At 52.6% G+C, this 23082-nt stretch carries 23 protein-coding genes; 13 read left to right on the forward strand and 10 right to left on the reverse strand.

Annotation, left to right across the window (positions count from 1 at the left end):
• Positions 1 to 70 precede the first annotated feature (70 nt).
• The 5 genes from ACTG3Z_RS13020 (at position 71) to ACTG3Z_RS13040 (ending at position 4366) form a co-directional block, all read left to right on the forward strand.
• Positions 71 to 1285 (forward strand): LysR family transcriptional regulator, encoded by a 1215-nt coding sequence (locus ACTG3Z_RS13020; protein ID WP_439143493.1) that lies wholly within the window; start codon positions 71 to 73, stop codon positions 1283 to 1285.
• A 116-nt stretch (positions 1286 to 1401) separates the two neighbouring features.
• Positions 1402 to 1806 (forward strand): protocatechuate 4,5-dioxygenase subunit alpha, encoded by a 405-nt coding sequence (gene ligA, locus ACTG3Z_RS13025; RefSeq protein ID WP_439143494.1) that lies wholly within the window; start codon positions 1402 to 1404, stop codon positions 1804 to 1806.
• Positions 1806 to 2675, forward strand: coding sequence for a class III extradiol dioxygenase subunit beta (locus tag ACTG3Z_RS13030; RefSeq protein ID WP_439143495.1), 870 nt, complete (start codon positions 1806 to 1808; stop codon positions 2673 to 2675). Before ligA ends, ACTG3Z_RS13030 begins: the two co-directional genes overlap by 1 nt.
• Entirely contained in the window at positions 2672 to 3616 is a 945-nt protein-coding gene (locus tag ACTG3Z_RS13035) for a Gfo/Idh/MocA family oxidoreductase (protein WP_439143496.1), read from the forward strand. Before ACTG3Z_RS13030 ends, ACTG3Z_RS13035 begins: the two co-directional genes overlap by 4 nt.
• A gap of 27 nt (positions 3617 to 3643) precedes the next feature.
• Entirely contained in the window at positions 3644 to 4366 is a 723-nt protein-coding gene (locus ACTG3Z_RS13040) for a sulfite exporter TauE/SafE family protein (RefSeq protein ID WP_439143497.1), read from the forward strand.
• Here ACTG3Z_RS13040 and ACTG3Z_RS13045 read toward each other — a convergent pair.
• Positions 4363 to 5352, reverse strand: a complete 990-nt coding sequence (locus ACTG3Z_RS13045) for an aldo/keto reductase (protein ID WP_439143498.1) — start codon at positions 5350 to 5352, stop codon at positions 4363 to 4365. The two genes, ACTG3Z_RS13040 and ACTG3Z_RS13045, sit on opposite strands and share 4 nt — an antisense overlap.
• Before the next feature lie 190 nt (positions 5353 to 5542).
• Here ACTG3Z_RS13045 and ACTG3Z_RS13050 point away from each other — a divergent pair, with 190 nt between their 5' ends.
• The 8 genes from ACTG3Z_RS13050 to ACTG3Z_RS13085 all read left to right on the forward strand — a co-directional run bounded on the left by ACTG3Z_RS13050 (position 5543) and on the right by ACTG3Z_RS13085 (position 12216).
• Positions 5543 to 5944 (forward strand): DUF1801 domain-containing protein, encoded by a 402-nt coding sequence (locus tag ACTG3Z_RS13050; RefSeq protein ID WP_439143499.1) that lies wholly within the window; start codon positions 5543 to 5545, stop codon positions 5942 to 5944.
• A 163-nt stretch (positions 5945 to 6107) separates the two neighbouring features.
• Positions 6108 to 6740, forward strand: a complete 633-nt coding sequence (gene zrgA, locus ACTG3Z_RS13055; protein WP_439143500.1) for a zinc uptake protein ZrgA — start codon at positions 6108 to 6110, stop codon at positions 6738 to 6740.
• 6 nt (positions 6741 to 6746) lie between these two features.
• Positions 6747 to 7442, forward strand: coding sequence for an ABC transporter ATP-binding protein (locus ACTG3Z_RS13060; protein WP_439143501.1), 696 nt, complete (start codon positions 6747 to 6749; stop codon positions 7440 to 7442).
• Entirely contained in the window at positions 7439 to 8689 is a 1251-nt protein-coding gene (locus tag ACTG3Z_RS13065; protein ID WP_439143502.1) for an ABC transporter permease, read from the forward strand. The genes ACTG3Z_RS13060 and ACTG3Z_RS13065 overlap by 4 nt, the downstream gene beginning before the upstream one ends.
• 22 nt (positions 8690 to 8711) lie before the next feature.
• Positions 8712 to 9212, forward strand: coding sequence for a DUF3299 domain-containing protein (locus tag ACTG3Z_RS13070; protein ID WP_439143503.1), 501 nt, complete (start codon positions 8712 to 8714; stop codon positions 9210 to 9212).
• Positions 9206 to 9715, forward strand: coding sequence for a DUF3299 domain-containing protein (locus ACTG3Z_RS13075; protein WP_439143504.1), 510 nt, complete (start codon positions 9206 to 9208; stop codon positions 9713 to 9715). Before ACTG3Z_RS13070 ends, ACTG3Z_RS13075 begins: the two co-directional genes overlap by 7 nt.
• Before the next feature lie 118 nt (positions 9716 to 9833).
• Positions 9834 to 11870 (forward strand): phenylacetic acid degradation bifunctional protein PaaZ, encoded by a 2037-nt coding sequence (gene paaZ / locus ACTG3Z_RS13080; RefSeq protein ID WP_439143505.1) that lies wholly within the window; start codon positions 9834 to 9836, stop codon positions 11868 to 11870.
• A gap of 118 nt (positions 11871 to 11988) precedes the next feature.
• Positions 11989 to 12216, forward strand: coding sequence for a DUF6455 family protein (locus tag ACTG3Z_RS13085; protein WP_439143506.1), 228 nt, complete (start codon positions 11989 to 11991; stop codon positions 12214 to 12216).
• Between the two features lie 21 nt (positions 12217 to 12237).
• Here the strand turns inward: ACTG3Z_RS13085 and ACTG3Z_RS13090 are convergent, their stop codons facing one another.
• From ACTG3Z_RS13090 to ACTG3Z_RS13130, 9 genes are all read right to left on the reverse strand, one after another.
• A complete protein-coding gene (locus tag ACTG3Z_RS13090) occupies positions 12238 to 14304 on the reverse strand; it encodes a 3-hydroxyacyl-CoA dehydrogenase NAD-binding domain-containing protein (RefSeq protein ID WP_439143507.1) in 2067 nt (688 codons plus the stop codon).
• Between the two features lie 20 nt (positions 14305 to 14324).
• The gene (locus ACTG3Z_RS13095) at positions 14325 to 15230 is read right to left on the reverse strand and encodes a helix-turn-helix transcriptional regulator (RefSeq protein ID WP_439143508.1); all 906 of its coding nucleotides are present in this window, start codon (positions 15228 to 15230) and stop codon (positions 14325 to 14327) included.
• Positions 15230 to 15673, reverse strand: a complete 444-nt coding sequence (locus tag ACTG3Z_RS13100; RefSeq protein ID WP_439143509.1) for an acyl-CoA thioesterase — start codon at positions 15671 to 15673, stop codon at positions 15230 to 15232. The genes ACTG3Z_RS13095 and ACTG3Z_RS13100 overlap by 1 nt, the downstream gene beginning before the upstream one ends.
• Complete coding sequence (gene boxA, locus ACTG3Z_RS13105) at positions 15673 to 16869, reverse strand: benzoyl-CoA 2,3-epoxidase subunit BoxA (RefSeq protein ID WP_439143510.1); 1197 nt, start codon at positions 16867 to 16869, stop codon at positions 15673 to 15675. The genes ACTG3Z_RS13100 and boxA overlap by 1 nt, the downstream gene beginning before the upstream one ends.
• A 60-nt stretch (positions 16870 to 16929) precedes the next feature.
• Positions 16930 to 18381 (reverse strand): benzoyl-CoA 2,3-epoxidase subunit BoxB, encoded by a 1452-nt coding sequence (gene boxB, locus ACTG3Z_RS13110; protein WP_439143511.1) that lies wholly within the window; start codon positions 18379 to 18381, stop codon positions 16930 to 16932.
• 31 nt (positions 18382 to 18412) lie between these two features.
• Entirely contained in the window at positions 18413 to 20071 is a 1659-nt protein-coding gene (gene boxC / locus ACTG3Z_RS13115) for a 2,3-epoxybenzoyl-CoA dihydrolase (protein WP_439143512.1), read from the reverse strand.
• A 146-nt stretch (positions 20072 to 20217) separates the two neighbouring features.
• A complete protein-coding gene (locus ACTG3Z_RS13120; RefSeq protein ID WP_439143513.1) occupies positions 20218 to 20652 on the reverse strand; it encodes a DUF309 domain-containing protein in 435 nt (144 codons plus the stop codon).
• Positions 20649 to 21464: an alpha/beta fold hydrolase gene (locus ACTG3Z_RS13125; RefSeq protein ID WP_439143514.1), complete on the reverse strand. Its 816-nt coding sequence runs from the start codon at positions 21462 to 21464 to the stop codon at positions 20649 to 20651. Before ACTG3Z_RS13125 ends, ACTG3Z_RS13120 begins: the two co-directional genes overlap by 4 nt.
• Positions 21461 to 23026: a benzoate-CoA ligase family protein gene (locus tag ACTG3Z_RS13130; RefSeq protein ID WP_439143515.1), complete on the reverse strand. Its 1566-nt coding sequence runs from the start codon at positions 23024 to 23026 to the stop codon at positions 21461 to 21463. Before ACTG3Z_RS13130 ends, ACTG3Z_RS13125 begins: the two co-directional genes overlap by 4 nt.
• Between the last annotated feature and the right edge of the window lie 56 nt (positions 23027 to 23082).

The following is a 23082-nucleotide window of genomic DNA, read 5'->3' on the forward strand; positions in this document are numbered from 1 at the left end:
TAAAAGATATCCAATCAAATTGCCTATTCCGAATTGAGATCATAGAATAAGAAAAATCTATAGAGGCGATATGCAGCGCGGCTTTCCAAACATACGGCATATGCGGGTTTTCTTGGAAACGGCGCGCAGCGGGTCTGTTTCACTCGCGGCGGCGCGGTGCCATCTTTCGCAACCTGCGGCGACGCAGGCTATCAAACAGCTTGAAACGACAATTGGGACACCTTTGTTGGTGCGCAGTCACAAACAGGCAGTGCCGACAACATGTGGTGCGCTCTTTGAACAGAGGGCCGCAAACGCAATCCGTCATCTCAAAGAAGGCGCGAGCGCCGCACGGCGTGAAACTGGTCTCAAAGCCAGCGCATCGTTCGAAATGTCAGTCACCGCAGCACAGCTACGAAATCTCATCGCAATCGCCAATGCAGGTAGTTTTACTGTCGCGGCCAAAGCACTTGATCTGTCTCAACCTACGGTGCACCGCACAGCACGCAGCCTTGAAGCGATTGCTGGAACCCCATTCTTTATAGCGCGCAGCTCCGGTGTGCGATTAACCCCCGCTGCCGAGGCGTTCGTGCGCGGTGCAAAACTTGCGCAAACTGAAATTCAACAAAGCTTTGAAGAAATCAGTCGCGAACTCGGGAGCGAACGCGGCACCTTTGTTCTTGGGAGCTTACCGCTTGCGCGCACGACGATTGTTCCTCAGGCGATTCACGCCATGGTAAGCAGCTTTGACGGGTTTCAAATTCGCGTCCTCGAGGGGCGATACACCCAGCTGATCAGGTCTTTGCGCGAAGGCGATATAGATTGCCTCATCGGTGCCTTGCGTGATCCGGCACCTGCAGATGACATCGAGCAAGAACCACTGTTCAATGATGCCCTCGCGATTGTAGCGCACCCCAACCATCCGCTTGCAAAAAAACGCAATTTGCAGATTGAAGACACCTTAAGTTACCCTTGGATCGCGCCCCCGAAAGATACGCCCGCGGGCCAGTATTTGTTTGAGACCCTGCGCATCGAGGAACGCCCGAACACCCCTGTACGCGTTGTGTCGTCGTCTATGGCAGTACTGCGTGGCGTTCTCGCGCAAGGCCCCTACATATCCGTTGTGTCGCGCCATCAAATCAAGGTTGATGAGAACCTTGGCGTCATACGCACGCTTGACGTACCCCTTCATGGTGACATGCGCGCCATTGGTCTGACATATCGCAAGGACTGGAAACCGACGCAAACGCAAAGCATGTTCATTGATTATCTGCGCCAGTTCAGCGCTACTGGCACGCAAAACTAAGTTTTGCGCAAGACCCATTATAGCTTTTTTCAATATTGATAAGCCCAATCGAATTGGCGCAAGATTAAAAAGCGGTCTACTTCAGAGCACAAACAACCAACAAGGAGGAATAGCACATGCCCCTTAAAAAGGACTACGAAGATATTCCCGGAACGTTTATTTTCGACGCCGACAAAGGTCGCGAAGGTTATCAGCTCAACCAGTTTTGCATCTCGCTACGTTTGCAAAAGAACCGCGACACATTTGGCGAGAATGAAGAAGCCTATCTCGACAACTACAAAATGACCGCAGAGCAACGCCAAGCGGTCCTTGATCGCGATTGGAACCGTCTGCTCGAACTGGGTGGAAACATCTATTACACAAGCAAGCTTGCCGCAAATGACGGGATCAACTTTCAGCAGCTCGCAGGCTTGATGACAGGTATGGGCAACGAAGCGTACCGCGCCATGATGGTGGCAGGTGGGCGTTCACCAGAAGGCAATCGCTATCAAAGCGAATGGGACGAAAAGGGAGACGAATAATGGCTCGAATAACTGCTGGAGTGGGATGTTCTCACGTGCCCGCGATTGGCGTGGCGATGGATCAGGGGATCACAGAGCAACCCTATTGGGAGCCGGTCTTTGAAGGGTTCGAAAAGTCCCGTGAATGGATGAAAGAGCAAAAGGCAGATGTGATTTTTCTGGTCTATAACGACCACTGCACCGTCTTTGATGCATCGTGCATTCCAACTTTTGCGCTTGGGTGTGCCCCAGAATTCGCGCCTGCCGATGAAGGATGGGGCCCACGCCCTGTGCCTGTTGTTAAAAACCATCAAGTGCTCGCAAGCCATATTGCGCAGTCGCTGATCTTGGACGAGTTCGACATTACCATTATGAATGAGATGGAAGTTGACCACGGCCTTACAGTTCCCATGTCTGTCATGTTCGGCGATAAAACCGTTGACGATGAATGGCCCTGCCTTGTGGTGCCGCTTTGCGTGAATGTGGTGCAATACCCGGCACCCACAGGCAATCGTTGCTACAACTTGGGCAAAGCCATTCGCCGCGCTGTCGAGAGTTTTGATGAAGACCTTAACGTGGTTATCTTCGGCACGGGCGGTATGAGCCATCAGTTGCAGTACAAACGCGCCGGATTGATCAACAAGGAATGGGACACTCAGTTCTTGGATCGTTTGACGTCTGATCCTGTTGGTTTGTCACAAACTCCACACGTGGAATATCTGCGCGAAGCAGGGTCTGAGGGCGTGGAAATGGTCATGTGGCACGTCATGCGCGGCGCGCTTGATGATGATGTGGAAGAAGTGCACCGTCATTATCATGTACCTGCCTCCAACACAGCCGTTGGGCATATTATTCTAGAAAACGTCAAAGATCAGGGAAAAGCAAAATGAGACTTTGTGTTGCAGGTGCATACGGCGCTTTCGGAACCAAACATCTTGAGGCATTAGACGCCATCGATGATGTCAGCGTGACCGCCGTGATGGGACCAACCCAATCGAAAATCGACGCCGTCGCAAAGGGTCGTGGCATCGGATTCGCCTCTACATCCTTGGACGCCTGTATCGCGCGCGATGACGTCGACGCGATCATTCTCGCGACACCGACGCAAATGCACGCAGATCAAGCGATTGCGTGCATGAAAGCGGGCAAGCCTGTGCTTATCGAAATCCCGATGGCCGACAGCCTTGAAGACAGTCAGCGCATTTGTGACGTTCAAAAAGAGACGGGCGTTTTGGCCATGGCAGGTCAAGTGCGCCGCTTTAACCCATCGCATCAATGGATCCGCAACAAGATCGACGCCGGTGAGTTGAAAGTTCAACAGATGGATGTGCAGACCTACTTTTTCCGCCGCACCAACATGAACGCCAAAGGCGAAGCACGCAGCTGGACAGACCATTTGCTCTGGCATCACGCGTGCCATACAGTTGATCTTTTCCAATACCAGACGGGCGAAGTCCCTACTCAGGTCTACGGCCTTGAAGGTCCGCACCATCCAGACCTTGGTATTGCGATGGATATGTCGATCGGTATGAAAACTGAGTCAGGCGCGATCTGTACGTTATCTTTGTCGTTTAACAATGACGGCCCGCTCGGCACGTTCTTCCGCTACATTTGCGATAACGGCACATATCTGGCGCGCTACGATGATCTTTATGACGGGCGCGAAAACCAGATCGATCTGAGCGATGTCGCTGTTTCGAGCAACGGGATCGAGCTAATTGACCGAGAGTTTATTGCTGCAATCAAAGAGGGTCGCGAACCAAATGGCTCTGTGCATGATACACTGGACGCAATGCGCACCTTGGATCGGATTGAAAAATCCTTCGGTTAAGGGCGATCAGACAAGGTCTTCGTTGTCTTGATAGATAGCGCGGTCCTTTTCGTCAGTCTTGGTAGCTTCATCGCTGCTTTCGTAAATGCCGCCTTTGCAACGGGCGGCGTTTACATCTTACTCTTTTCATCAATGGCCGTCCTGCCTGTGACCGCCGCAATTGCCTTGCAATCGACCTTTGCAGCCGCCTCTTTGATCGGGCGCATTTACTTTTTCTGGTCACATATCGACTGGCGCTTGATGCGCATGTTCGCACTTGGCGGCATTCTTGGCGTTACTCTAGGCGCACGCACTTTTGTCGCGCTGCCTGAGGCGGTCATTCTAACGCTCTTGGGTCTGTTCATGTTGCTTTTGATCTGGCTCCCCAAGCTGCCCGATCTCAACCGAATGAAGCATCCTTTCGTATTCATCGGCATTCTTCACAGTTACATTGGAACGGTTTTTGGCGTCGGAGGCGTGTTGCAACCGCTGATGCTGCGCACAAAACTCACCAAATTACAGCTGACCGGGACGCTTGCAGCGTGCATGTTCGCGCTCGATGTCATGAAAGTCGTTGGATATGGCAGCATCGGTTTCAATTATTTCGACTACATCCCACATATTGTCGGTGCGACCTTGGCTGGATTCACCGGCACTTGGCTTGGCAAACGCACCTCTCACCGCGTGTCTGAAGAGCTTTTTCGCACGGTTTTTAGGGTACTTGTGACCCTCGTCGCGCTTCAAATGATCTATCGCGGTTTAACAACTTAGCAATAACGTTCTGGCCCAACCCATTGCGCGGCAGAATACCGATCGCCATGCGCCCAACCGATTGGCAAGACTTCCTCGACACGCGCAATATCTTCTGCGCTCAGATCAAGCCCGCCGCCTTTTGCAACTTCTTCCAAATGCATCAGATTACGTGTTCCTGGGATGGCACACACCTCTTCCCCTTGGTGCAGAACCCATGCAATCGCGAGCGTCGCAGCCGGTACCCCCATATCTGCGGCAAGCGCGCGAAATTTGGCATTATACGCAAGGTTCGCGCTGAGGTTAGGCTCCATAAAACGTGGGTTGTTCGCGAGGAACGGCAAGCTTTGCGCTGTCGCCAAGTTATGTGGACGATCTGTCAGCAATGCGCGGCCCACTGGCGAAAAAGCAACCAATGACGCACCAATTTCGGCGCAGGTTTGCTTTAGTCCCATTTCGGGCGCGCGGGTGGACAGTGAATACTCCGACTGAACGGCTGCGATGGGATGCACCGCATGTGCGCGACGCAAAGAGGACGGCGCTATCTCAGAATATCCAATGGCTTTGATCTTTCCGGCTTTCACAAAACCGGCCATGGTTTCTGTCACTGCTTCGATTTCGTGACGGGTGTCGCGGCGGTGCACATAATAAAGATCAATCGCTTCAACGCCTAGTCGCTTAAGGCTCGCATCAAGTGACTCGGTCAAATGTTCTGGGGAATTGTTGAAACGATGCTCAGGGTCACGCGTGATGCCGACCTTTGTTGCGATCGTGAAGGGTGAAGCACCACCGCGCGCGCGAAGCCAGTCGCCGATCACCGTTTCAGATCGCCCCATCCCATAGGCATTGGATGTATCGATATGCGTGATGCCCATCTCAAGGCAGGCATCCAGAACTTTGGGCGCATTCGCATCAACCGTTGGACCATAGAAATCCGTAAACGACATGGCACCATAGCCGACTGCACTTACATTCGGGCCATCTTGTCCAAGTTTGCGCTGTTTCATATGCCTGCTTTCTGGAGTGTTTCACTTTGCCGGACATTATTTTGAGAGCGACTGGTTTGGCAACCAGTTCGCGGGTGTAATCGCATGGCTTTCCAGCACAACAAGAAAATACCAAAGATTGCCAAAAACGCGACTTTGCGCCAGTCTCGATTAAAAGAACCATAAACGAACGGGCAAAATGATGACCGACATGCCACCCATCCCCAGCCCCGTAAGTGCAGCCTACGAGCGGTTCGAAACTGCTCAGCGTGATACCTTGTTAAAAGCACGCGCCCTGATTTTTGAAGTCGCGCGCGAAGATAAAAACATTGGCGAATTGGAAGAGGTTCTGCGCTGGGGCGAACCCGCCTACATCACAAGCAAGAAAAAGACAGGAAGCACCATTCGTTTGGCCGTCGAAAAGCAAAGTGGCCAGCCCGCGATTTTTTTCAATTGCCAAACGACTTTGGTCGGGGACATGCGCTCGCGCTTTGGCACAGAGCTGACGTACTCAAAGAACCGCGCCATTTTGCTGGCAAGTCTGGATGATACCATAAAAAGCGCGTTGAAATTCGCCATTGGCGCTGCTTTGACATATCATTTGCGAAACTAGACCGCCCAACAAGTCACCAATCTTTTTTCAGAGTGCGCGAACATCGGCTCAATACAGCCTGCATTCCTTGAAAAGCACAACCAAAGAAATTACCTATTTTCGAGCGCTCAAGTGCAAGCGCCGAAACATCTGATATTTTTCAAAGAACGTCTTAGGAGCTTTTATGAAACCCGCGCTTACCTGTATCGCATTACTAACTGCCTTGCCTGCATTTGCAGAAGAAACACGCCAGTTGGATGCCCATGAACACGGCGTTGGTACGCTCAATATCGCGATTGATGGCGCAGACGTAATGATGGAATTTCACGCCCCCGGTGCCGACATAGTCGGGTTTGAATATGCGGCGAGCAGCGACAGTAATCTTGCGGCGATTGAAAGCGCAATCGCGATGCTTGAAAAGCCTCTGGACCTGTTTGTTCTGTCCCCTGGCGCAGAGTGTGTGGTTGCTAGCGCGACAGCAGAGCTGGAGGGTGACGATGATCATGGCGAGGAAGAGCATGCTGGCCACGACCATGATCATGATCATGATCATGATGCCGATAAAGACGAAGAGCATGATCACAAAGACGACCACGCGCATGATGAAGACGGCCATGCAGATGAAGTCGGTCACACGGAGTTCCACGCAGAGTATACGCTAACTTGCAATGCTCCAGATGCTTTGAACGAAATCACATTCGCCTACTTCGAAACCTTCACAAATGCGAAAGAAGTTGAAGTGCAACTCATTTCAAGCACAGGTGCGCAAGCCTTCGAAGTACCGCGCGCGTCACCTGTTCTAAACCTGTCGCAATAAGCTAACGTGACTGCCAAGGTTCTTCAGCTTTCTGACATTTCCTATCGTTGGATGGGAAACACCGGGTTTTCCTTGGGCGTACCGGAGCTTTCGGTCGCCAAAGGAGAATCCGTCTTGCTGCTTGGCGAAAGCGGTTCTGGTAAGTCGACACTTTTGTCATTAATCTGTGGCACCATTTTACCCAACAGCGGCACTGTACAAATCGCAGGGCAAGACATTACCACGCTCTCGGCTGGACAGCGTGACAAATTCAGAGCCGAACAAATTGGCGTGATCTTTCAACAATTTAACCTGCTGCCGTTCGGTACGGTAGGCGACAATATTTTGCTGCCTCTACGCTTCGCGCCAGAGCGCCGCAAACGCGCTCTGGACCCAACCGCGCAAGCAGCGCATCTGTGCACCGCACTTGGCCTGCCGGATGGCGTGCTCACCGCAAAAGCCACCGCGCTCAGCGTTGGCCAGCAGCAACGTGTGGCTGTGGCACGCGCCTTGATTGGCCAGCCACCCATTATCGTAGCCGACGAACCGACTTCTGCACTGGATGCCAACAGTCAAGCCGCGTTCCTTGATCTACTGTTTGCACAGACCGCTGAAAATGACACAGCGCTTTTGATGGTGAGCCATGATCCACGTCTTGGGGAACGCTTTGACCGCGTCATCCATATGGAAGATGTCGCGCAGATACAAACGGGCGCGACATGATTTTCCGACTCGCGATCGCGTCGCTTTTTGCAAGGGCGTTAACTGTCGGAATGACGATCCTTGCGATTGCTTTGTCTGTCGCGCTTTTCTTGGGTGTTGAAAAAGTCCGCACAGGCGCAAAAGCCAGTTTCGCTGACACGATTTCAGGCACTGACCTGATCGTCGGCGCGCGCTCTGGCTCGGTGCAACTGTTGCTCTATTCTGTGTTCCGCATTGGCAATGCGACGAACAATGTAACTTGGCAAAGCTATCAAGATATCGCCGCAAGGCCTGAAGTTGACTGGATCGTGCCCATCTCCCTTGGGGACAGCCATCGTCAGTTCAGGGTCATGGGCACGACAAAAGCGTTTTTCGATCACTACAAATATCGCCAAGGCAGATCGCTTGAGGTCTCAGATGGCCTGATCATGGATGATCTCTTTGATACCGTCATTGGCGCGGATGTTGCCGCGACTTTGAATTATAGCGTCGGTGATCCAATCATTGTGGCGCATGGGCTTGCATCCTTTTCACAACACAAGGATCAGCCGTTCCGTATCTCTGGCATCTTAGAAAAAACCGGCACGCCTGTTGATCGTACTGTAATCGTCAGCATGGAAGCGATTGAGGCGATCCATGTAGATTGGCAAGGCGGTGCGCAGGTCCAAGGGCAAGCAACGCCCATGGATGAAATCCGTCAGATGGACCTGCAACCTAGCGCAATTACAGCCGCGCTCGTCGGTGTGAAAAGCCCCTTGCAGACGTTTAGATTGCAACGGGCCATCAATGAATATTCGCAAGAGCCATTGCTCGCGGTTCTACCTGGCGTCGCCTTGCAAGAGTTGTGGGGCATTGTGGGGATCGCAGAAACTGCGTTGCTTGCGGTGTCTTCGATGGTCGTCGTGACGGCGCTGATTGGGATGATGGCGACAATCTTTTCCAGCCTTAATGAGCGGCGACGCGAAATGGCGATTTTTCGGGCAATGGGCGCACGCCCCATGACTATTCTAAGTATGCTTATTCTGGAGGCGATGCTGATGGCAGCGCTGGGTGCTTTGCTTGGAATGGCACTTTTGTATGTGGGGCTTGTGATCGCGCAACCCATTCTGGACAGTGCATTTGGGTTATGGCTACCGATTGATCCGCCAAGCATGCGGGAAGTCTGGGTCATCTTGGCTGTTATCGCTGCTGGCGCGATTGTGAGCATGGTGCCTGCACTTAGGGCTTACAGACTGTCAGTCGCAGATGGTATGATGGTGAAAACGTGACATATGATGCGAGGTGACGCCGATGATTTCCCGTAGATCAACTTTGATGCTTTTGTCAGGCTCTCTTGCTGCGCCGCAGGTGGCGCTTGCAGCCACTCCGCGAGAAATCACCTGGGATGATCTTATCCCCCCCGGTGTGCCCTACTCAGAAATCATCGGTCAGGGCGAAATCGACGAGATTAACGACACTTGGAACCCCATCTTTGACGAAAACGCGACGAAGTTGAACAAAGCGCTCGATGGCGCGTTCATCAAAATGCCCGGGTTCATTATTCCGTTTGATGTCAGTGCCAAAGGGGTGACTGAGTTCATGCTTGTTCCCTATACGGGTGCGTGCATTCATACGCCCCCACCACCCGCCAATCAGCTTGTGATGGTTGATACAAAGACGCCATGGCCCAGTGATGATCTTTGGGATCCAGTTTGGGTGATCGGCCAGATGAGGACCCAGTTGCAATCGACTGACCTTGGCCAAACTGGCTATGCGATAACGGCCGAAAAAATGGAAATCTATGAATGGTAAGCCGTTTGCTTCAGCGTCGGTCTGTCCTTGCCGGACTAGCAGCGTCTGCAATGGTGCCAGACTTTGCGCGCGCTGAAGAGTTTATCGATCTTGAGTGGAGCGATCTGCTTCCTAAGAATGAAACGGTTATTCCACAAGCTTTTCGCGGGTTGATCGATCATGACCAAGCGCCCGTCAGCAATCAACAACCTGCCTCAAGTGGTGTACGCACGGAATGGAATGGCCAGATCGTGCGCTTGCCCGGTTTCGTCGTTCCGATTGATCAACGCGGCACAGGTGTTACGGCATTTATTCTTGTTCCCTTCGCAGGGGCCTGCGTTCACGTGCCACCCCCACCCGCAAATCAGCTGGTTTTTGTCACGACTGAAACGCCATTTGACAGCAAAGGCCTGTTCGAACCTGTCAATGTTGTTGGCATGTTTGGTGTCTCGTCTTTGCGCACCCATCTTGCCGAAATCGGCTATGCACTTTCTGCTGACAAGATCGAGCCGTTCCGTCTTTGAGCTACTCCTGACTGGTCTTAAAAAAGCCCTCTCGTCATAAGAATAAATCGCGAAAGACCTTGCGCATTCAACGCATTACTTCGTTAATGCAGCAAGTCTTTCTGGGAGGATAAGCACCATGGGTCTCATCGATGTCAAAAGCTACGCAGCTGGCCAATGGATCAGCCCCGATCAATCTGCGCGGACCATAGAGAACGCTGTAACAGGCGATGTTATGGGCCGTGCAGGCAACGGTAACCTTGATGTACAAGCAATGCTAGATCACGCGCGCACACGTGGCGGACCTGCGCTGCGCAAGATGACATTTCATGACCGTGCGCGGCTTATAAAAGCACTCGCCACGCACCTAAACTCAAACAAACAAGCGCTTTATGACCTCTCCTTTGCCACGGGCGGTACACTCTCAGATCATCAGATCGACATCGATGGCGGTATCGGAACGATGTTTGTTTTTGCGTCTAAAGGACGCCGCGAGATGCCAGACTCGAACGTCTATCTTGATGGCGAGGTTGAGCAACTTTCCAAAAACGGCACGTTCCTAGGCCAACACATTGCGACGTCTTTGCAAGGGGTCGCAGTTCACATAAACGCATTCAATTTCCCAGTTTGGGGTATGTTGGAAAAGCTTGCACCGACCTTGCTTGCAGGGGTTCCCGCCATTGTGAAACCTGCGACAGCAACGTGTTACGTCACTGAGCTTGCTGTGCGCATTATGTTGGACAGCGGCCTGTTGCCCGAGGGCGCGCTACAGCTTGTATCTGGTGGTCTGGGTGACATGTTAGATCACTTGGATTGCCAAGACGTCGTCAGTTTCACGGGATCAGCTGAGACCGCTTTCAAACTCCGCTCTGCTCCGCATATCTTGAGAAACTCGATCCGTTTCGTGGCAGAACAAGACAGCTTAAACGCATCTATTCTTGGGCCAGATGCGGTGGCGGGTACGCCAGAATTCGAATTGTTCGTGAAAGAAGTTCATCGTGAAATGACCGCAAAAGCCGGGCAGAAATGTACAGCTGTGCGTCGCATTTTTGCACCTGTCACACAGGTAGAGGCAGTCATTGAAGCGCTCAGCGCACGTCTTTCCAAGACAGTCATTGGCGATCCACAAGCGCAAGACACACGCATGGGGGCGCTCGTTTCTAACGCTCAAAAGCGTGATGTTTTAGAAAAAGCTAGTATTATTGGCACGGAAGCAGAACGTGTGTACGGCGACCCTGAAAATTTTGTGATCAGCAATGCTGATGCAAGCAAAGGCGCGTTCCTCCCACCCATGCTCTTTCATTGCACATCTCCCGACACGGCAGAGCGCATCCACGATACAGAAGCTTTTGGACCTGTTTCCACGATCATGGGCTACAGCGACATGGAACATGCTCTCAAATTGGTTAATCGCGGCCAAGGTTCGCTTGTGGCGTCCGTCATCACTCATGACCCGATCGTCGCACGAGAGGCCGTTCTGGGGGCGGCAGCTTTCCACGGGCGGCTTTACTTTAACGACCGTGACAGCATGAAAGAATCCACTGGCCATGGTTCCCCCTTGCCCCATTTGGTGCACGGCGGACCAGGGCGTGCTGGCGGAGGCGAAGAAATGGGGGGCGTGCGCGGTGTAATGCACTACATGCAACGTACCGCGATCCAAGGCAGCCCAGACATTATATCGACGATTGGCAGCAAATGGGTGCCTGGTGCCAAAGAAACGCCCGCACCTGCACATCCGTTTACGCGCACCTTTCATGAGCTGGCGATCGGTGAAACGATCCACACAGCTCCGCGCGAGGTCACTCTGCAAGACATCGAACATTTTGCGCAGTTCACGGGTGATACGTTCTATGCCCATATGGATGACGCAGCTGCCAAGCGGAACCCCTTCTTTCCGGGGCGCGTCGCACATGGGTATTTGCTACTGAGCTTTGCCGCAGGATTATTCGTGGAGCCAAATGAAGGACCAGTTCTTGCGAACACGGGGCTCGATAATCTGCGTTTCATGAAACCGGTAGAAGCAGGGGACAGCATCAAAGTGCGTCTCAGCGTGAAGCACAAAACTCCGCGCAACGACGACTATGGCGAAGTGCGCTGGCATGTGACGTTGACCAATCAAGAGGATGAAAAAGTCGCCGAATATGAGCTTTTAACGATGAACGCTTATACGGCCTAGCTTTTTCAAACCCGCTAAAAATAGGACACCTAAGATTTCTTCTACTATTTGATTTGTATCAAAGTCGCGATTTTTGAGTGCTTTAGCATTTGGAGAACATGGTAGAAGGAAGAAAGCGATGTTCTTAAAGAAAGTTGATGAAAGCTTTAGTCTCACACTTGGTATGGCTGAACGCCTTGGCGTTGACGTGACCAGTACAGTCTCAGCGGACCCCGAAATGAACGCCATAGCGCTTAGATCAGCTGTTTTCAAATGCACGGCTTGCAAGCAACAAAAAGCGTGTAAGTCACTGCAGGCCAAGCATTCACATCTGGACGCAGCACCGGACTATTGCCGCAACTGGTAAATTACACGTTAAATCTTACGCTCAGCTACGAGGACGCGCGTCAGCTAGTTTGGTTCCACTGTCCGCGCACCTCTCCAGCAAGGGAGACACCTTCCAAGCGACGGGATCCTCTTGGCTAAGTTCGCGTAGCCGTGTGACCATGGCCTGAGCGCCAAGCGTATCCGCGTAGTGCATCAAGCCGCCACGCCAGCGTGGGAATCCATAGCCGAAAACCGTTACCAAATCGATGTCACGGGCGTTTTGCGCAATACCTTCATCAAGGATATCAGCCGCTTCGTTGATCATCGCCAAGAGCAAACGCTCTTTAATCTCTTCGGCTTTATAATCCGTGCGGTCGCGCTTTGCTAAATGAGACTCCTCAATTGCAAGGTCAGCGACGATCGGATCATCGACTTTACCATTGCCTCCAGGATAACGATACCAACCCGCGCCCGTTTTACGACCAAGCTTGCCCAACTCAACCATGCGATCCGCGATAGGAATGTAACGGCGGTTCGGGTCACGGGTCGCATCTTGGCGACGTCGATTGGCGTGCGCAATATCAAGTCCAGACAAGTCCTGAGCCTCATAAGGGCCCATCGCATAGCCAAACATTTCCATTGCCTCATCCACCTCCCAAGGGGTCGAGCCATCCATGAAAACAGTGTCCGCAGCTTCGCGATATCGCGCTAGAATTCGGTTGCCGATAAAGCCATCACACACGCCAGCAAGCACCGGAATTTTACGCAGCTTTTTGCCAAGCGCGAAACCAGTGGCAAGGGCGGTGTCGCTGGTTTGCGCGCCGCGCACAATTTCAAGCAACTTCATGATATGCGCCGGCGCAAAGAAATGTAGGCCAACCACACGAGACGGATCAGACAAGGTCGCAGCAAGTTCGTTGATATCAAGATAGGAAGTGTTGCTCGCCAAGATCGCGTCTTTTGGCAAGGCGTCTACCAGTTTGGCAAAAACGTCTTTCTTCACATCCATACTTTCAAACGCGGCTTCAATAGCAAGCATTGCGTCACCCGCCTGCGCATAATCTGTGCTTGCAACAAACCGATCCCTGTGGCCTTGCGCGCGTTCTTCAGTGATCAAGCCCCGTTTAAGACCCGCGCTAATCAGCGCTTCAACATTCGTTTTGGCACGTGCGACACCGTCGGCATCGGTCTCCAAGATCGTCGCGCGCAGTCCAGCGTTCAAAAGCGCATAGGCAATCCCTGCACCCATTGTTCCGCCACCAACAACAGCGATATGATCCAATTCGACGGTCTCAGCTTTTATGCTATCTGGCATTTTCGCAGCACGTTCCGCGAAAAAGATATGACGCAAAGCACGGGCTTGATCGCCTGTTTTCAACTCTAGAAATGCGGCCCGCTCTATAGGCAGCGCCTCGTGGAAAGGTATCGATAAGCCAGCCTCGATCACATCAATCGCTTGCACTGGCGCAATTTGCTGCGGGCTCTTTTTTGCGATGGTCGCGCGCGCTTGTGTGATCAAACTCGCGTCATGCTCAGGTGCGGGCAGTTCCCATGTGGGCACGATACAACCCAGCTCTTCAGTGTTGACCATATAGGCCTCTTCTAGCGGATGATCCTCTACCGTATGGGTCAGTTTAGTGGCTAAGGCCTGTGCGGCAGTCAGCGGCTTGCCAAGACTGATCATATCCAGCGCCTTTGCCAGACCAACCAAGCGTGGCAAGCGTTGCGTACCACCTGCACCGGGGATCACACCAAGCGTCACTTCAGGCAGTCCGATTTGAGACCCTGGTGACATGATGCGCATGCGGCATGCCATTGCAACCTCAGCGCCGCCACCAAGGGCAACCCCGTCAATCGCTGCGATCCACGGCACAAAACTCTCATCTATCGCGTTCAAAACATCAGGTAGATGCGGTTCCAAGGGTGCTTGATCAAACTCGCGCGCGTCGGCACCAGCAGCAAATGCGCGCCCTTTTCCACTCAGAATAACGCGGGTTAAATGCAGTTCTTCGGCCCAGCGCACTGCCTCAAGCAAACCTTGACGAACCGATTGCCCAATCGCGTTAACCGGAGGGTTGTCAATTTCTACATAACCAACGTCGGCTTCGTTGCGTTTTGTGACGCTCATGGCCTGTTTCCTTGTCTGACTTAATTTTTGTGTGTCGTTGAAATGTTGTGCGCCTTGAGCAAGGCGTTCAATTCCGCGCGTGATGTTTGAATAAGTTGACCACTGGTATCGAGTTGATAGCTCGCTTTAGCGTAGTGCTGCTCACGCATTTTCAGGATTTGGCGTAACTGTTCCATAGCTTGCGGATTACCAGCCATGGGACGCAAATCGCCCTGCGCGCGGACCCTATCCATATGCTCTGCGGGCTGCGCTTTGATCCAGACAGTATGGAAATTCGTCAATACGCTGTCGAATACTTGCGGTGATGAAACGATGCCACCCGCAACTGCAAGCACAACGCGCTGATGCATCATCACGATTTTTTCTAGCGCTTCTGCTTCGATCTGGCGAAATCCGTCTTCGCCGTAAAGCGCGATGATCTCTCTGATCGGCACGCCAATATGCGTTTCGATTTGTGTGTTGAGCTCTACAAAAGGCACCCCTAAGTCCGATGCCAAAAGCGCGCCAAGGGTTGATTTACCAGCGCCGCGCAAGCCGATCAGGCAGATGCGCTCTGCTTTGGATTTACGTTCCCGCGTCGGATCAAGCACTTGCAACGCGCGCGCGCGTGTCGTGACATCTGCGTTTTCATAAAGCGTTGTGACGCGGCGCAGTTCTGCCGTTTGCGGATTCGTTTCCGTGATGAGCGCTTCTATGGGTATTTCCAACGCGGTAGCAATGTTCTGCAACAACCCGATGGAAATATTCCCCTCACCACCTTCAAGTTGCGCAAGGTAGCGCATGGACACACCAGAACGTTCCGCCAATTCGCGGCGCGAAAAACCAACGCCTGTCCGCGCAGCGCGCACCTGTGCGCCAACCAATTGGATCAAACTCAGCGCGCGTTCCTGCGCGAGATCCGTTGGTTTTTGCGCTTCTTGTAGCATTAGCCTGCTTCACTCGCAGGAATATGCGCTTGAACGGCGTGACGGATGTCGTCGGGTGGCGATTGTTTGATAAACTGATCCGCAACGATGAAGACGCTGACAGTGCGAGTAGAAAAGCACAGTTTACCGTCTTGAAGCCCATCAACCCGGAATGTGATCGAGGTTTCCCCAAGCTTCACAGGCCACACATGGCAGATCAAACGATGGCGCGGCGTGACAGGAAAGGAAAAATCCATTTCCAGGCGCACAAAGGGCGTACCCACATTGCGATCCAGCTCCATCTGGAACCAACCATCGCCGCCAAGCTTGTCTTCCCACCATGCATTGATCGCTTCCAAAGCGAACCAAGGCAGACGCCCTGTGTATGCGATCTTTGCTGGATCACAATCACCCCAGCCAATCCGCACCATATGCTCAAATGTGTCTGCGGGGCGCTGTTCCATCAATACGTCTCCACGTGAAAGCGGCCTTCTTCACGCATCACATCGCGCAGTGCCGTCCATTGTTGTCCCATCGATTCAGCGATGTTGGTGAATGCGCGTTCAACGCCATCTTCCATCTCTTTCATCCCGCAAATGTAGATATATGTGTTTGGATCTTGCAGCATTTCCGCGACAAGATCCTCTTCTACTTGCATACGATCTTGCACGTATTCTTTGGGCTGATCTGGCAAGCGGCTATACACCAGATGTTTTTGCAAAAGATCACTTGGCACTTTGTTCAGCGGCCCGAAATAAGGAAGGCTGTCAGGGGTGCGCGCACCAAAGAACATGACCATTCCACCGGACTTCGCACCGACCGCGCGTTGGCGCGCCATTGTAAACGCGCGCATCGGGGCAGCGCCTGTGCCCGTGCAGATCATCAAAAGCCGCGCATCAGGATCGGAGGGCAGCAAGAATGTTGAGCCGAACGGTCCAGTGACATTGAGTTTGTCACCTTTTTCAAGGTCACAAATGTAGTTTGAACAGACGCCGTCATCCTCTCGTTTTACTGTGAGAGAGACGTTGTGATACCCTGCCCGCTCCCCATCGCGCGGGCTGGAGACAGAATAGAGACGCGGCAAATGGGCTTTGCCTTGCGCATCAGTTCCAGGGGCGATGATGCCAACGGACTGACCTTCGAGCACTGGGAACGGCTTGCCTTGGAATTCTAAAATAATGTGGCGGGTGTCCGCGTCGGAACTTTCACTTGTGATACGATAATTGCCTTGAACGACCGCTTCAACGGGGTGACCGAGATTGTATAGATTGATGGTTGGTTTTGCAGCACTCGCGGGCGCTTTGACTTTGCCCCCTGCCCCTTTGTGCGCTTGAGCAAGAAGAGCTGCAATTGGATCGTCCGCATCCGTTTCGGTGCCGTCATCAGATGCAGAAATTTCTTCCTGCTCAGGCAGTTCTTCCCAGCTGTACTGATCTTCAAGCGAGTAGGCCTCATCTTTGCTGCCAACAACGCGCCACTCGTCGATCGAGCCTGTCGGGCACACAGGGATGCAATCCATGCAAAAATTGCACTTAGACGCATCAACCACAACATTGTCGTCGTTGTGTTCAATCGCATGTTCAGGACAGGTCATCTCGCACGTGTAGCATCGAATGCAGATTTCAGGATCAATGACATGTTGTTTGAAAGGGGCATTCACAGGGGCATTTCCTCAACTTTAAAACGGAGACGCAGCTTGTGGCCGCGTCTCCATCTGGCATCAGGCCATGTGTAGTTTGACGTACTCGAAGTCGCCCGGCTTGTTGTCAATGCCAACCTTGGGCGGCGCAATCCACGACGCGTATTTGCCTGCCTCGTAGCAAGGTACCATGAGCGAGGTGATGTAGTCGCCGTCTGCCTGCGTTGGCAGCCAATCAACACAGCGCTTTTCCCACTCTTCATTGGAAATGATGTTGCCATCCGGGTCTGTTTGGATCGGTGCGAAGACACCGATCTGACGGTGAAACGCTTCGTGAGGCAAAGCCAACGAGAACTCGACGCCAGCCTTCGCAATGAGCTTGTTCCAACGGCCAATGCCACCAGATGCATCGCGGATATAATCATCGCGCAGACGCATATTAATCGCAGTCAGCGCCGGCACCTCTTGCGCAACGATCTGGCCGTCAACCACAGAACGCACGACATAGGTGTCGTTTTGCAACTGGTGGTCATCGTCGATGCGCATCTCCATGTAACGTCCTTTGATGCCATGGTTGAAAGCATTCGCAGCATTCGTGGACACCTCTTGACCGAACAGATCAAGCGATAGGGAATAATGCAGGTTCAGTTTTTTCTGGATCGTTGGCAAATCAATGACACCAAGGTCACGAATTTTACCGATGTCGTAGGGATCCGTGATCCCTGCCTTGTTCATCGCCTCTACCGTTGCTTGGATCGTGCGACCCACGCCGGTTTCGCCCACAAACATGTGGTGCGCTTCTTCGGTCAGCATGAAGCGGCACGTGCGGCTGAGTGGGTCAAAGCCAGATTGCGCCAAGCTTTCCAACTGCATTTTGCCATCGCGGTCCGTGAAATATGTGAACATGAAGAAGGATAGCCAATCTGGCGTTTCCTCATTGAAGGCACCAAGCATACGCGGCGCTTCTTCAGAACCCGATGAGCGCACCAGCAAATCATCCGCTTCCTCACGACCGTCTTTGCCAAAATACTTCTGAAGCAGATAGACCATTGCCCAAAGGTGGCGCCCCTCTTCCACGTTCACCTGAAAAAGGTTACGCATGTCATAAAGGGACGGTGCAGTAAGGCCCAAAAAGCGCTGCTGCTCTACCGAGCCCGGCTCTGTGTCACCCTGAATAACGATCAAGCGCTTGAGCATGTTACGATATTCGCCGGGCACTTCCTGCCATGCTTGTTCGCCTTTGTGCTCGCCCATGGGGATCACGCGGTCTTCGACCTGTGGCGCAAGCAAAACGCCCCAGCGATAGTCAGGCATTTTCACATAATCGAATTTCGCCCATCCTTTTGGATCGACAGAGACCGCTGTGCGCAGATACACCATGCTCTCTTGAAAGTTCTGCGGGATCAGCTTGTTCCACCAATCGATATAACCTGGGTGCCATTTCTCCAGCGCTTTCAGAACCTTACGGTCACTGCTCAGGCCCACGTTATTGGGGATCTTCGTGTCATAACTTACATCAAGGGGTGCAGACATTGTGTTCTCCTAAGAAAAATCAGGGGGCGCTTTACACGCGTTCCATATTGTATTTGCCACGCACACCAGTTCCGTAGCGTTGTAGCGCGCCCTCTTCGCCGACAGCATTGGAGCGGTTAAAAATCCAGTTTTGCCAAGCGGTCAAACGCCCAAAAATGCGTGTTTCCATCGTTTCAGGCCCAGCGAAACGTAGGTTCGCTTCCATGCCGGTCATAGCATCGGGTGAGAAGCTCGCGCGCTCTTCCATGAAGATGCGCACTTCGTCTTCCCAATCGATATCGTCAAGGATCATCGTAACGAGGCCAAGCTCATCTGCTTCTTCCGCTTCAACCGCTTCGCCAATAGAGGACTTGAGGCTCTCAACATGCTCTGGCTCCGCGAGAAAGCGTGTTTGCAAACGCGAAATGTCGTTGCCCATCGGAAAGCGGCCAAAATTGGCATCGCTCAAGGTTATCGTCGCCATCGGGCGATTATCCCCTTCGAATTCGTCTTCCATCATGTACGTACGGTCAACGGCAAACAGAAGCTCCGCCAAGATGCCCGAAAAACATGACCCGTGTTCTACAAATGCGGCAAGCGAGCGGGATGTCACATCCACCCGCTTCAACGTGCGCTTCCAATACTGTAGCGTTTCGTTGGCAAGCCAATGATCAGAATTGCCCATCAAAAGTGCTTCATGGGCTGCATACGCCTCAGGATCACCTTGAGTTTTGAACACCCAAAGGCCCAGCTCGTTCTCGTTCGTGCGCAAATGAAGGATAGCGTCTTCCAGCTCCCGCACAAGTTTGAGCATATAAGCTTGATCGCCTTGCGCCTCGAACGCTGCCATATCGCTTGGCGCACCCTCTTTCGGGCCGCTCAAAGTGATCATCGCGGTACGCGCGCTGCGATCCATCTCTACCTCGATCAGATCGTAAGTAACGCTGCTTTCAGCGATCATGCGGTTTAATGGACCAAGCGTGATGCCCTTTTCCACGTCAGCTTTGTCAGATGATGCCGCAAATTCCTTTGCGCGCTCCACAACTGCGTCGTCAAATTTAGAGTTCGCTATAACCTCATCCACCAAACGCCACTCTTTGGCTCGCTTGCCTTTTATGCCTTCTTCGATGGAACAAAAGATATCCGCGCGATCACGACGCACTTTGCGTTTGTCTGTCACGCGCGTCAGACCACCAGTTCCCGGCAAAACAGCCAGAAGCGGCACTTCAGGCAAGCCCACCGCAGACGTAGAGTCATCGGTAAGCATGATGTGATTGCACGCGAGCGCCAGCTCATATCCACCGCCCGCACATGCACCGCGAACTGCCGCGATATAATTCTGGCCAGAATCCTTTGCTGCTGCCTCAAACGCATTGCGGGTTTCATTTGTGAACTTACAGAAATTTACCTTGTGCGAATGTTCTGCGCCCCCAAGCATGCGAATGTTCGCGCCTGCGCAGAACACTTTGTCTTTCCCCGATTTCATCACCACAACTTTGACTTCGGGATGCTCAAACCGCATGCGCTGCACGATATCGCTTAACTCGATATCAACGCCAAGGTCATAGGAGTTTAGCTTTAGCTCGTAACCCTCGAACAGGCCGCCATTCTCATCAACGTCCATGATCAGGTTCGCGACCGGCCCTTCATACTGAACCTTCCAGTGACGGTATTTTGAAGGGTCAGTTTGGAAATCAATAACCTTGGGCATAGGACAGTCCTTAAAGTAGCGTTGCCTCAGCTTAGAAGCAGTTAGCCTTCAAGTAAATTGATAGATGCACATTAAAGCTTATGTTAAGCTATTGGTAAACAGCAATAATAGTCAAAAAGTGCACTATTATTTCAATACAATGCATTTTAATGCATATCCACTTGAGCACGCAGCGCTTCCAAAAAGCGAACCACTTGGGCTGTATGATTCCTAAAAGACGGTGGATGATCCGCTTGAGCCAGAAGATCTGTCGAGATCACAAGCAAACGTGCGGCGGCTTTGGGGCGACCCATTTCGAGCTTCAAAAGCCCATTTGCAATCTGGATCACACCCTGCACAAACGCCCGCTCACGACTTGGGTCCGGCAGTATCATCCAAACAGGTTCTAGCACCTCATGTGCCTCCCAAAAGAAACCGCTTTGAATGTAGTTTAAGCCACTCACAAATGCCTCGCACTCTGCGAGCTGCTCAATTGTTAGATCCGGTTTGACGGTGTCACGAACGCCATCAAACGCCCCTTCTGGATGGCGCATGGTCTTACCCGGCACATAGGCGTGTGTCGGCCAATTGTTTGTGCTCAAGGCGCTGACCCAGCGTTTTCCAATGCAAACAGGCGGGTACAAAAATCAGCTACCGCTGTTTCTACGGCCTCTGGCTGATCCAGAAAAGGTATATGGCGGCATGCGTCCAAAACTACGGCTTCCACGGGGGAATAGGCCCGCGTTTCGAGTTCTTCTATTTGTGCGAGCGTGCCGTATTGATCGTCTTTGCCTTGTATCGCCAACGTTGGAATGCGCAGATGATCAATTACATCGGCTACGTTCCACTCCTTAAACTCCGGAGACAGCCAAGCATTATTCCAACCGTAAAAGGCATTATCAGGATCGTTGTGATATTTCGCCAAACCAGCGCGCAAGTCGCCTTGCTCATAAGCTATTTTCGCCTTTGCAATCTCAGCGAGACCGATGTCCTCCGTGAAGAAATGTGGTGCCATCAGAACGATCCCGCGCACGCGATAATCAGGGACTGAACCTGCATAGATCGCCGAAATGGTCGCGCCATCGCTATGCCCGACAAGAACAGCCTGTTGAATGCCAACGCTGTCAAGGACTGCGCCCAAGACATCCGTGGCTTCTAGGGTCATATAGTTGAGCGGTCTGGGCAATTCAGCAGGATCAGACTGCCCATAACCCGCACGCGAGTAAACGAACACACCAAGCCCAGTCGCTTGTGCCAAGGCCTGCGGGAAATCGCGCCATAGCGCGACGCATCCCAAGCCCTCATGCAACAGAACAAGGGTCGCCGCCTCTCTGGGCGGATGGCCAAAGCAGGCATACTCAAGCGATTTACCGCCCGCGTTGAGCGTTCCTGATGCGACCCAAGTCGCGCTCATGCCGGTTCACGCAGCTTAAAGCGTTGAATCTTGCCTGTCGCAGTTTTGGGCAGATCATCAATCACTTCGACCCAGCGCGGATATTTCCACTTACCGATTTTATCTTTGATGAACTCTTTCACTTCACCGAGGTCATGCTCGGTCTTGCCATCTTTCAGAACGACAAAGGCCTTTGGTTTTTCAAGGTTCTCTGCGTCACGTTGTGAAATAACAGCGGCTTCAAGAATGGCAGGATGTTCAACCAAAGCTTGTTCGACCTCAAAAGGGCTTACCCAGATACCCGAGACTTTGAACATATCATCAGTGCGTCCACAGTAGATGTAACGCCCACTGTCGGTCAGCTCGTACTTGTCCCCTGTGCGCGTCCATTCACCTTCGAATGTTGCACGTGATTTATCACGTTGGTTCCAATAATCCGCAGCAGAGGAATGCCCCCGCACCAGCAATTCTCCAATACCGCCCGCAGGCACATCCGCACCAGCGTCATCTACCAGCCGCATATCGTACCCCGGCACCGCTGTGCCAGAGGTGCCGTAGGCAACATCACCCGGTTTGTTGGACAGGAATATATGCAACATCTCTGTCGAGCCGACACCGTCCATGATATCGACACCCCAAATACCCTTCCATTTACGCCCAATCTCTCCCGGGAGTGCTTCACCTGCTGAAATACATCTACGCAAGGGGGCCTCTGGGTGAGCGCCTTCAACCTCCCATTTCTGGATCATCGCAGCGTATAGCGTCGGGACACCGCAATAGATTGTGGGCTTATAAGTCGCCAATATTTCGGACACAGAGTCGGGCGTTGGGCGACCATTAAAGAGATACGCCGTCGCCCCAACCGACATCGGAAACGACATACCATTGCCCATTCCATAGGCGAAAAAGAGTTTTGCGGCAGAAAAAACCGTATCACTTTCTTTAATGCCCAACACCTGAAGACCATACGTGTCACAGGTCACGCGCAATGCATTGTGGACGTGACGCACGCCCTTGGGCGCACCCGTTGAACCAGAAGAATAGAGCCAGAAAGCCACCTCATCGCCAACGCAATTCACCGTCGGTGCGGGCTCTGCATCTGTCATGAAATCAACGTAAGATATCGTACCCGCGGGGGCTGCGTCACCGCCAATGACAACAATCTGGCGCAGATGCTCAGACGCCAAAGCGGCAGGCAAAACAACTTCGAGCAATTCATGCGAGATGAAGGCAATGCCTGCTCGACTGTCCTCTAAGATAGTTTGGTATACATCACTCACCAGGAGCGTATTCAACGCAATCGGCTGAATACCTGCTTTCAATGCACCCCAGAAAATTTCCGGAAACTCAATCTGATCCAGCACGAACATCGCAGCGCGTTCTTCGCGACGCAAACCTGCACGCAAAAGGGCTGAAGCACAACGCGCAGAGCCTTGAGACAGCGCACCATAGGTCAGTGTGCGCCCGTTCTGCCAAGCTTCCACAAACGCTGGCTTGTCCGAACGACCCTCACGCACATGGCGTTCCACAAACCAATCCGATGCATTCCCATTCATAGCACCCGCGCCTCCCCGCGCATCCATGATGTCTTTTTCTATCTTCCTTCGAGCATATTACGTGGAAACGCCAAGCGCGCAAA

It is taken from the genome of Planktotalea sp., from assembly GCF_965659345.1.
Taxonomy (GTDB): Bacteria; Pseudomonadota; Alphaproteobacteria; order Rhodobacterales; family Rhodobacteraceae; genus Planktotalea.

Excerpts from the sequence above, each read along its gene's own strand:
- ACTG3Z_RS13020 (WP_439143493.1), top strand. The coding sequence starts at position 71 with ATGCAGCGCGGCTTTCCAAACATACGGCATATGCGGGTTTTCTTGGAA.
- ligA (WP_439143494.1), top strand. The coding sequence starts at position 1,402 with ATGCCCCTTAAAAAGGACTACGAAGATATTCCCGGAACGTTTATTTTC.
- ACTG3Z_RS13030 (WP_439143495.1), top strand. The coding sequence starts at position 1,806 with ATGGCTCGAATAACTGCTGGAGTGGGATGTTCTCACGTGCCCGCGATT.
- ACTG3Z_RS13035 (WP_439143496.1), top strand. The coding sequence starts at position 2,672 with ATGAGACTTTGTGTTGCAGGTGCATACGGCGCTTTCGGAACCAAACAT.
- ACTG3Z_RS13045 (WP_439143498.1), bottom strand. The coding sequence starts at position 5,352 with ATGAAACAGCGCAAACTTGGACAAGATGGCCCGAATGTAAGTGCAGTC.
- ACTG3Z_RS13050 (WP_439143499.1), top strand. The coding sequence starts at position 5,543 with ATGCCACCCATCCCCAGCCCCGTAAGTGCAGCCTACGAGCGGTTCGAA.
- zrgA (WP_439143500.1), top strand. The coding sequence starts at position 6,108 with ATGAAACCCGCGCTTACCTGTATCGCATTACTAACTGCCTTGCCTGCA.
- ACTG3Z_RS13065 (WP_439143502.1), top strand. The coding sequence starts at position 7,439 with ATGATTTTCCGACTCGCGATCGCGTCGCTTTTTGCAAGGGCGTTAACT.
- ACTG3Z_RS13070 (WP_439143503.1), top strand. The coding sequence starts at position 8,712 with ATGATTTCCCGTAGATCAACTTTGATGCTTTTGTCAGGCTCTCTTGCT.
- ACTG3Z_RS13075 (WP_439143504.1), top strand. The coding sequence starts at position 9,206 with ATGGTAAGCCGTTTGCTTCAGCGTCGGTCTGTCCTTGCCGGACTAGCA.
- paaZ (WP_439143505.1), top strand. The coding sequence starts at position 9,834 with ATGGGTCTCATCGATGTCAAAAGCTACGCAGCTGGCCAATGGATCAGC.
- ACTG3Z_RS13085 (WP_439143506.1), top strand. The coding sequence starts at position 11,989 with ATGTTCTTAAAGAAAGTTGATGAAAGCTTTAGTCTCACACTTGGTATG.
- ACTG3Z_RS13090 (WP_439143507.1), bottom strand. The coding sequence starts at position 14,304 with ATGAGCGTCACAAAACGCAACGAAGCCGACGTTGGTTATGTAGAAATT.
- ACTG3Z_RS13095 (WP_439143508.1), bottom strand. The coding sequence starts at position 15,230 with ATGCTACAAGAAGCGCAAAAACCAACGGATCTCGCGCAGGAACGCGCG.
- ACTG3Z_RS13100 (WP_439143509.1), bottom strand. The coding sequence starts at position 15,673 with ATGGAACAGCGCCCCGCAGACACATTTGAGCATATGGTGCGGATTGGC.
- boxB (WP_439143511.1), bottom strand. The coding sequence starts at position 18,381 with ATGTCTGCACCCCTTGATGTAAGTTATGACACGAAGATCCCCAATAAC.
- boxC (WP_439143512.1), bottom strand. The coding sequence starts at position 20,071 with ATGCCCAAGGTTATTGATTTCCAAACTGACCCTTCAAAATACCGTCAC.
- ACTG3Z_RS13125 (WP_439143514.1), bottom strand. The coding sequence starts at position 21,464 with ATGAGCGCGACTTGGGTCGCATCAGGAACGCTCAACGCGGGCGGTAAA.
- ACTG3Z_RS13130 (WP_439143515.1), bottom strand. The coding sequence starts at position 23,026 with ATGGATGCGCGGGGAGGCGCGGGTGCTATGAATGGGAATGCATCGGAT.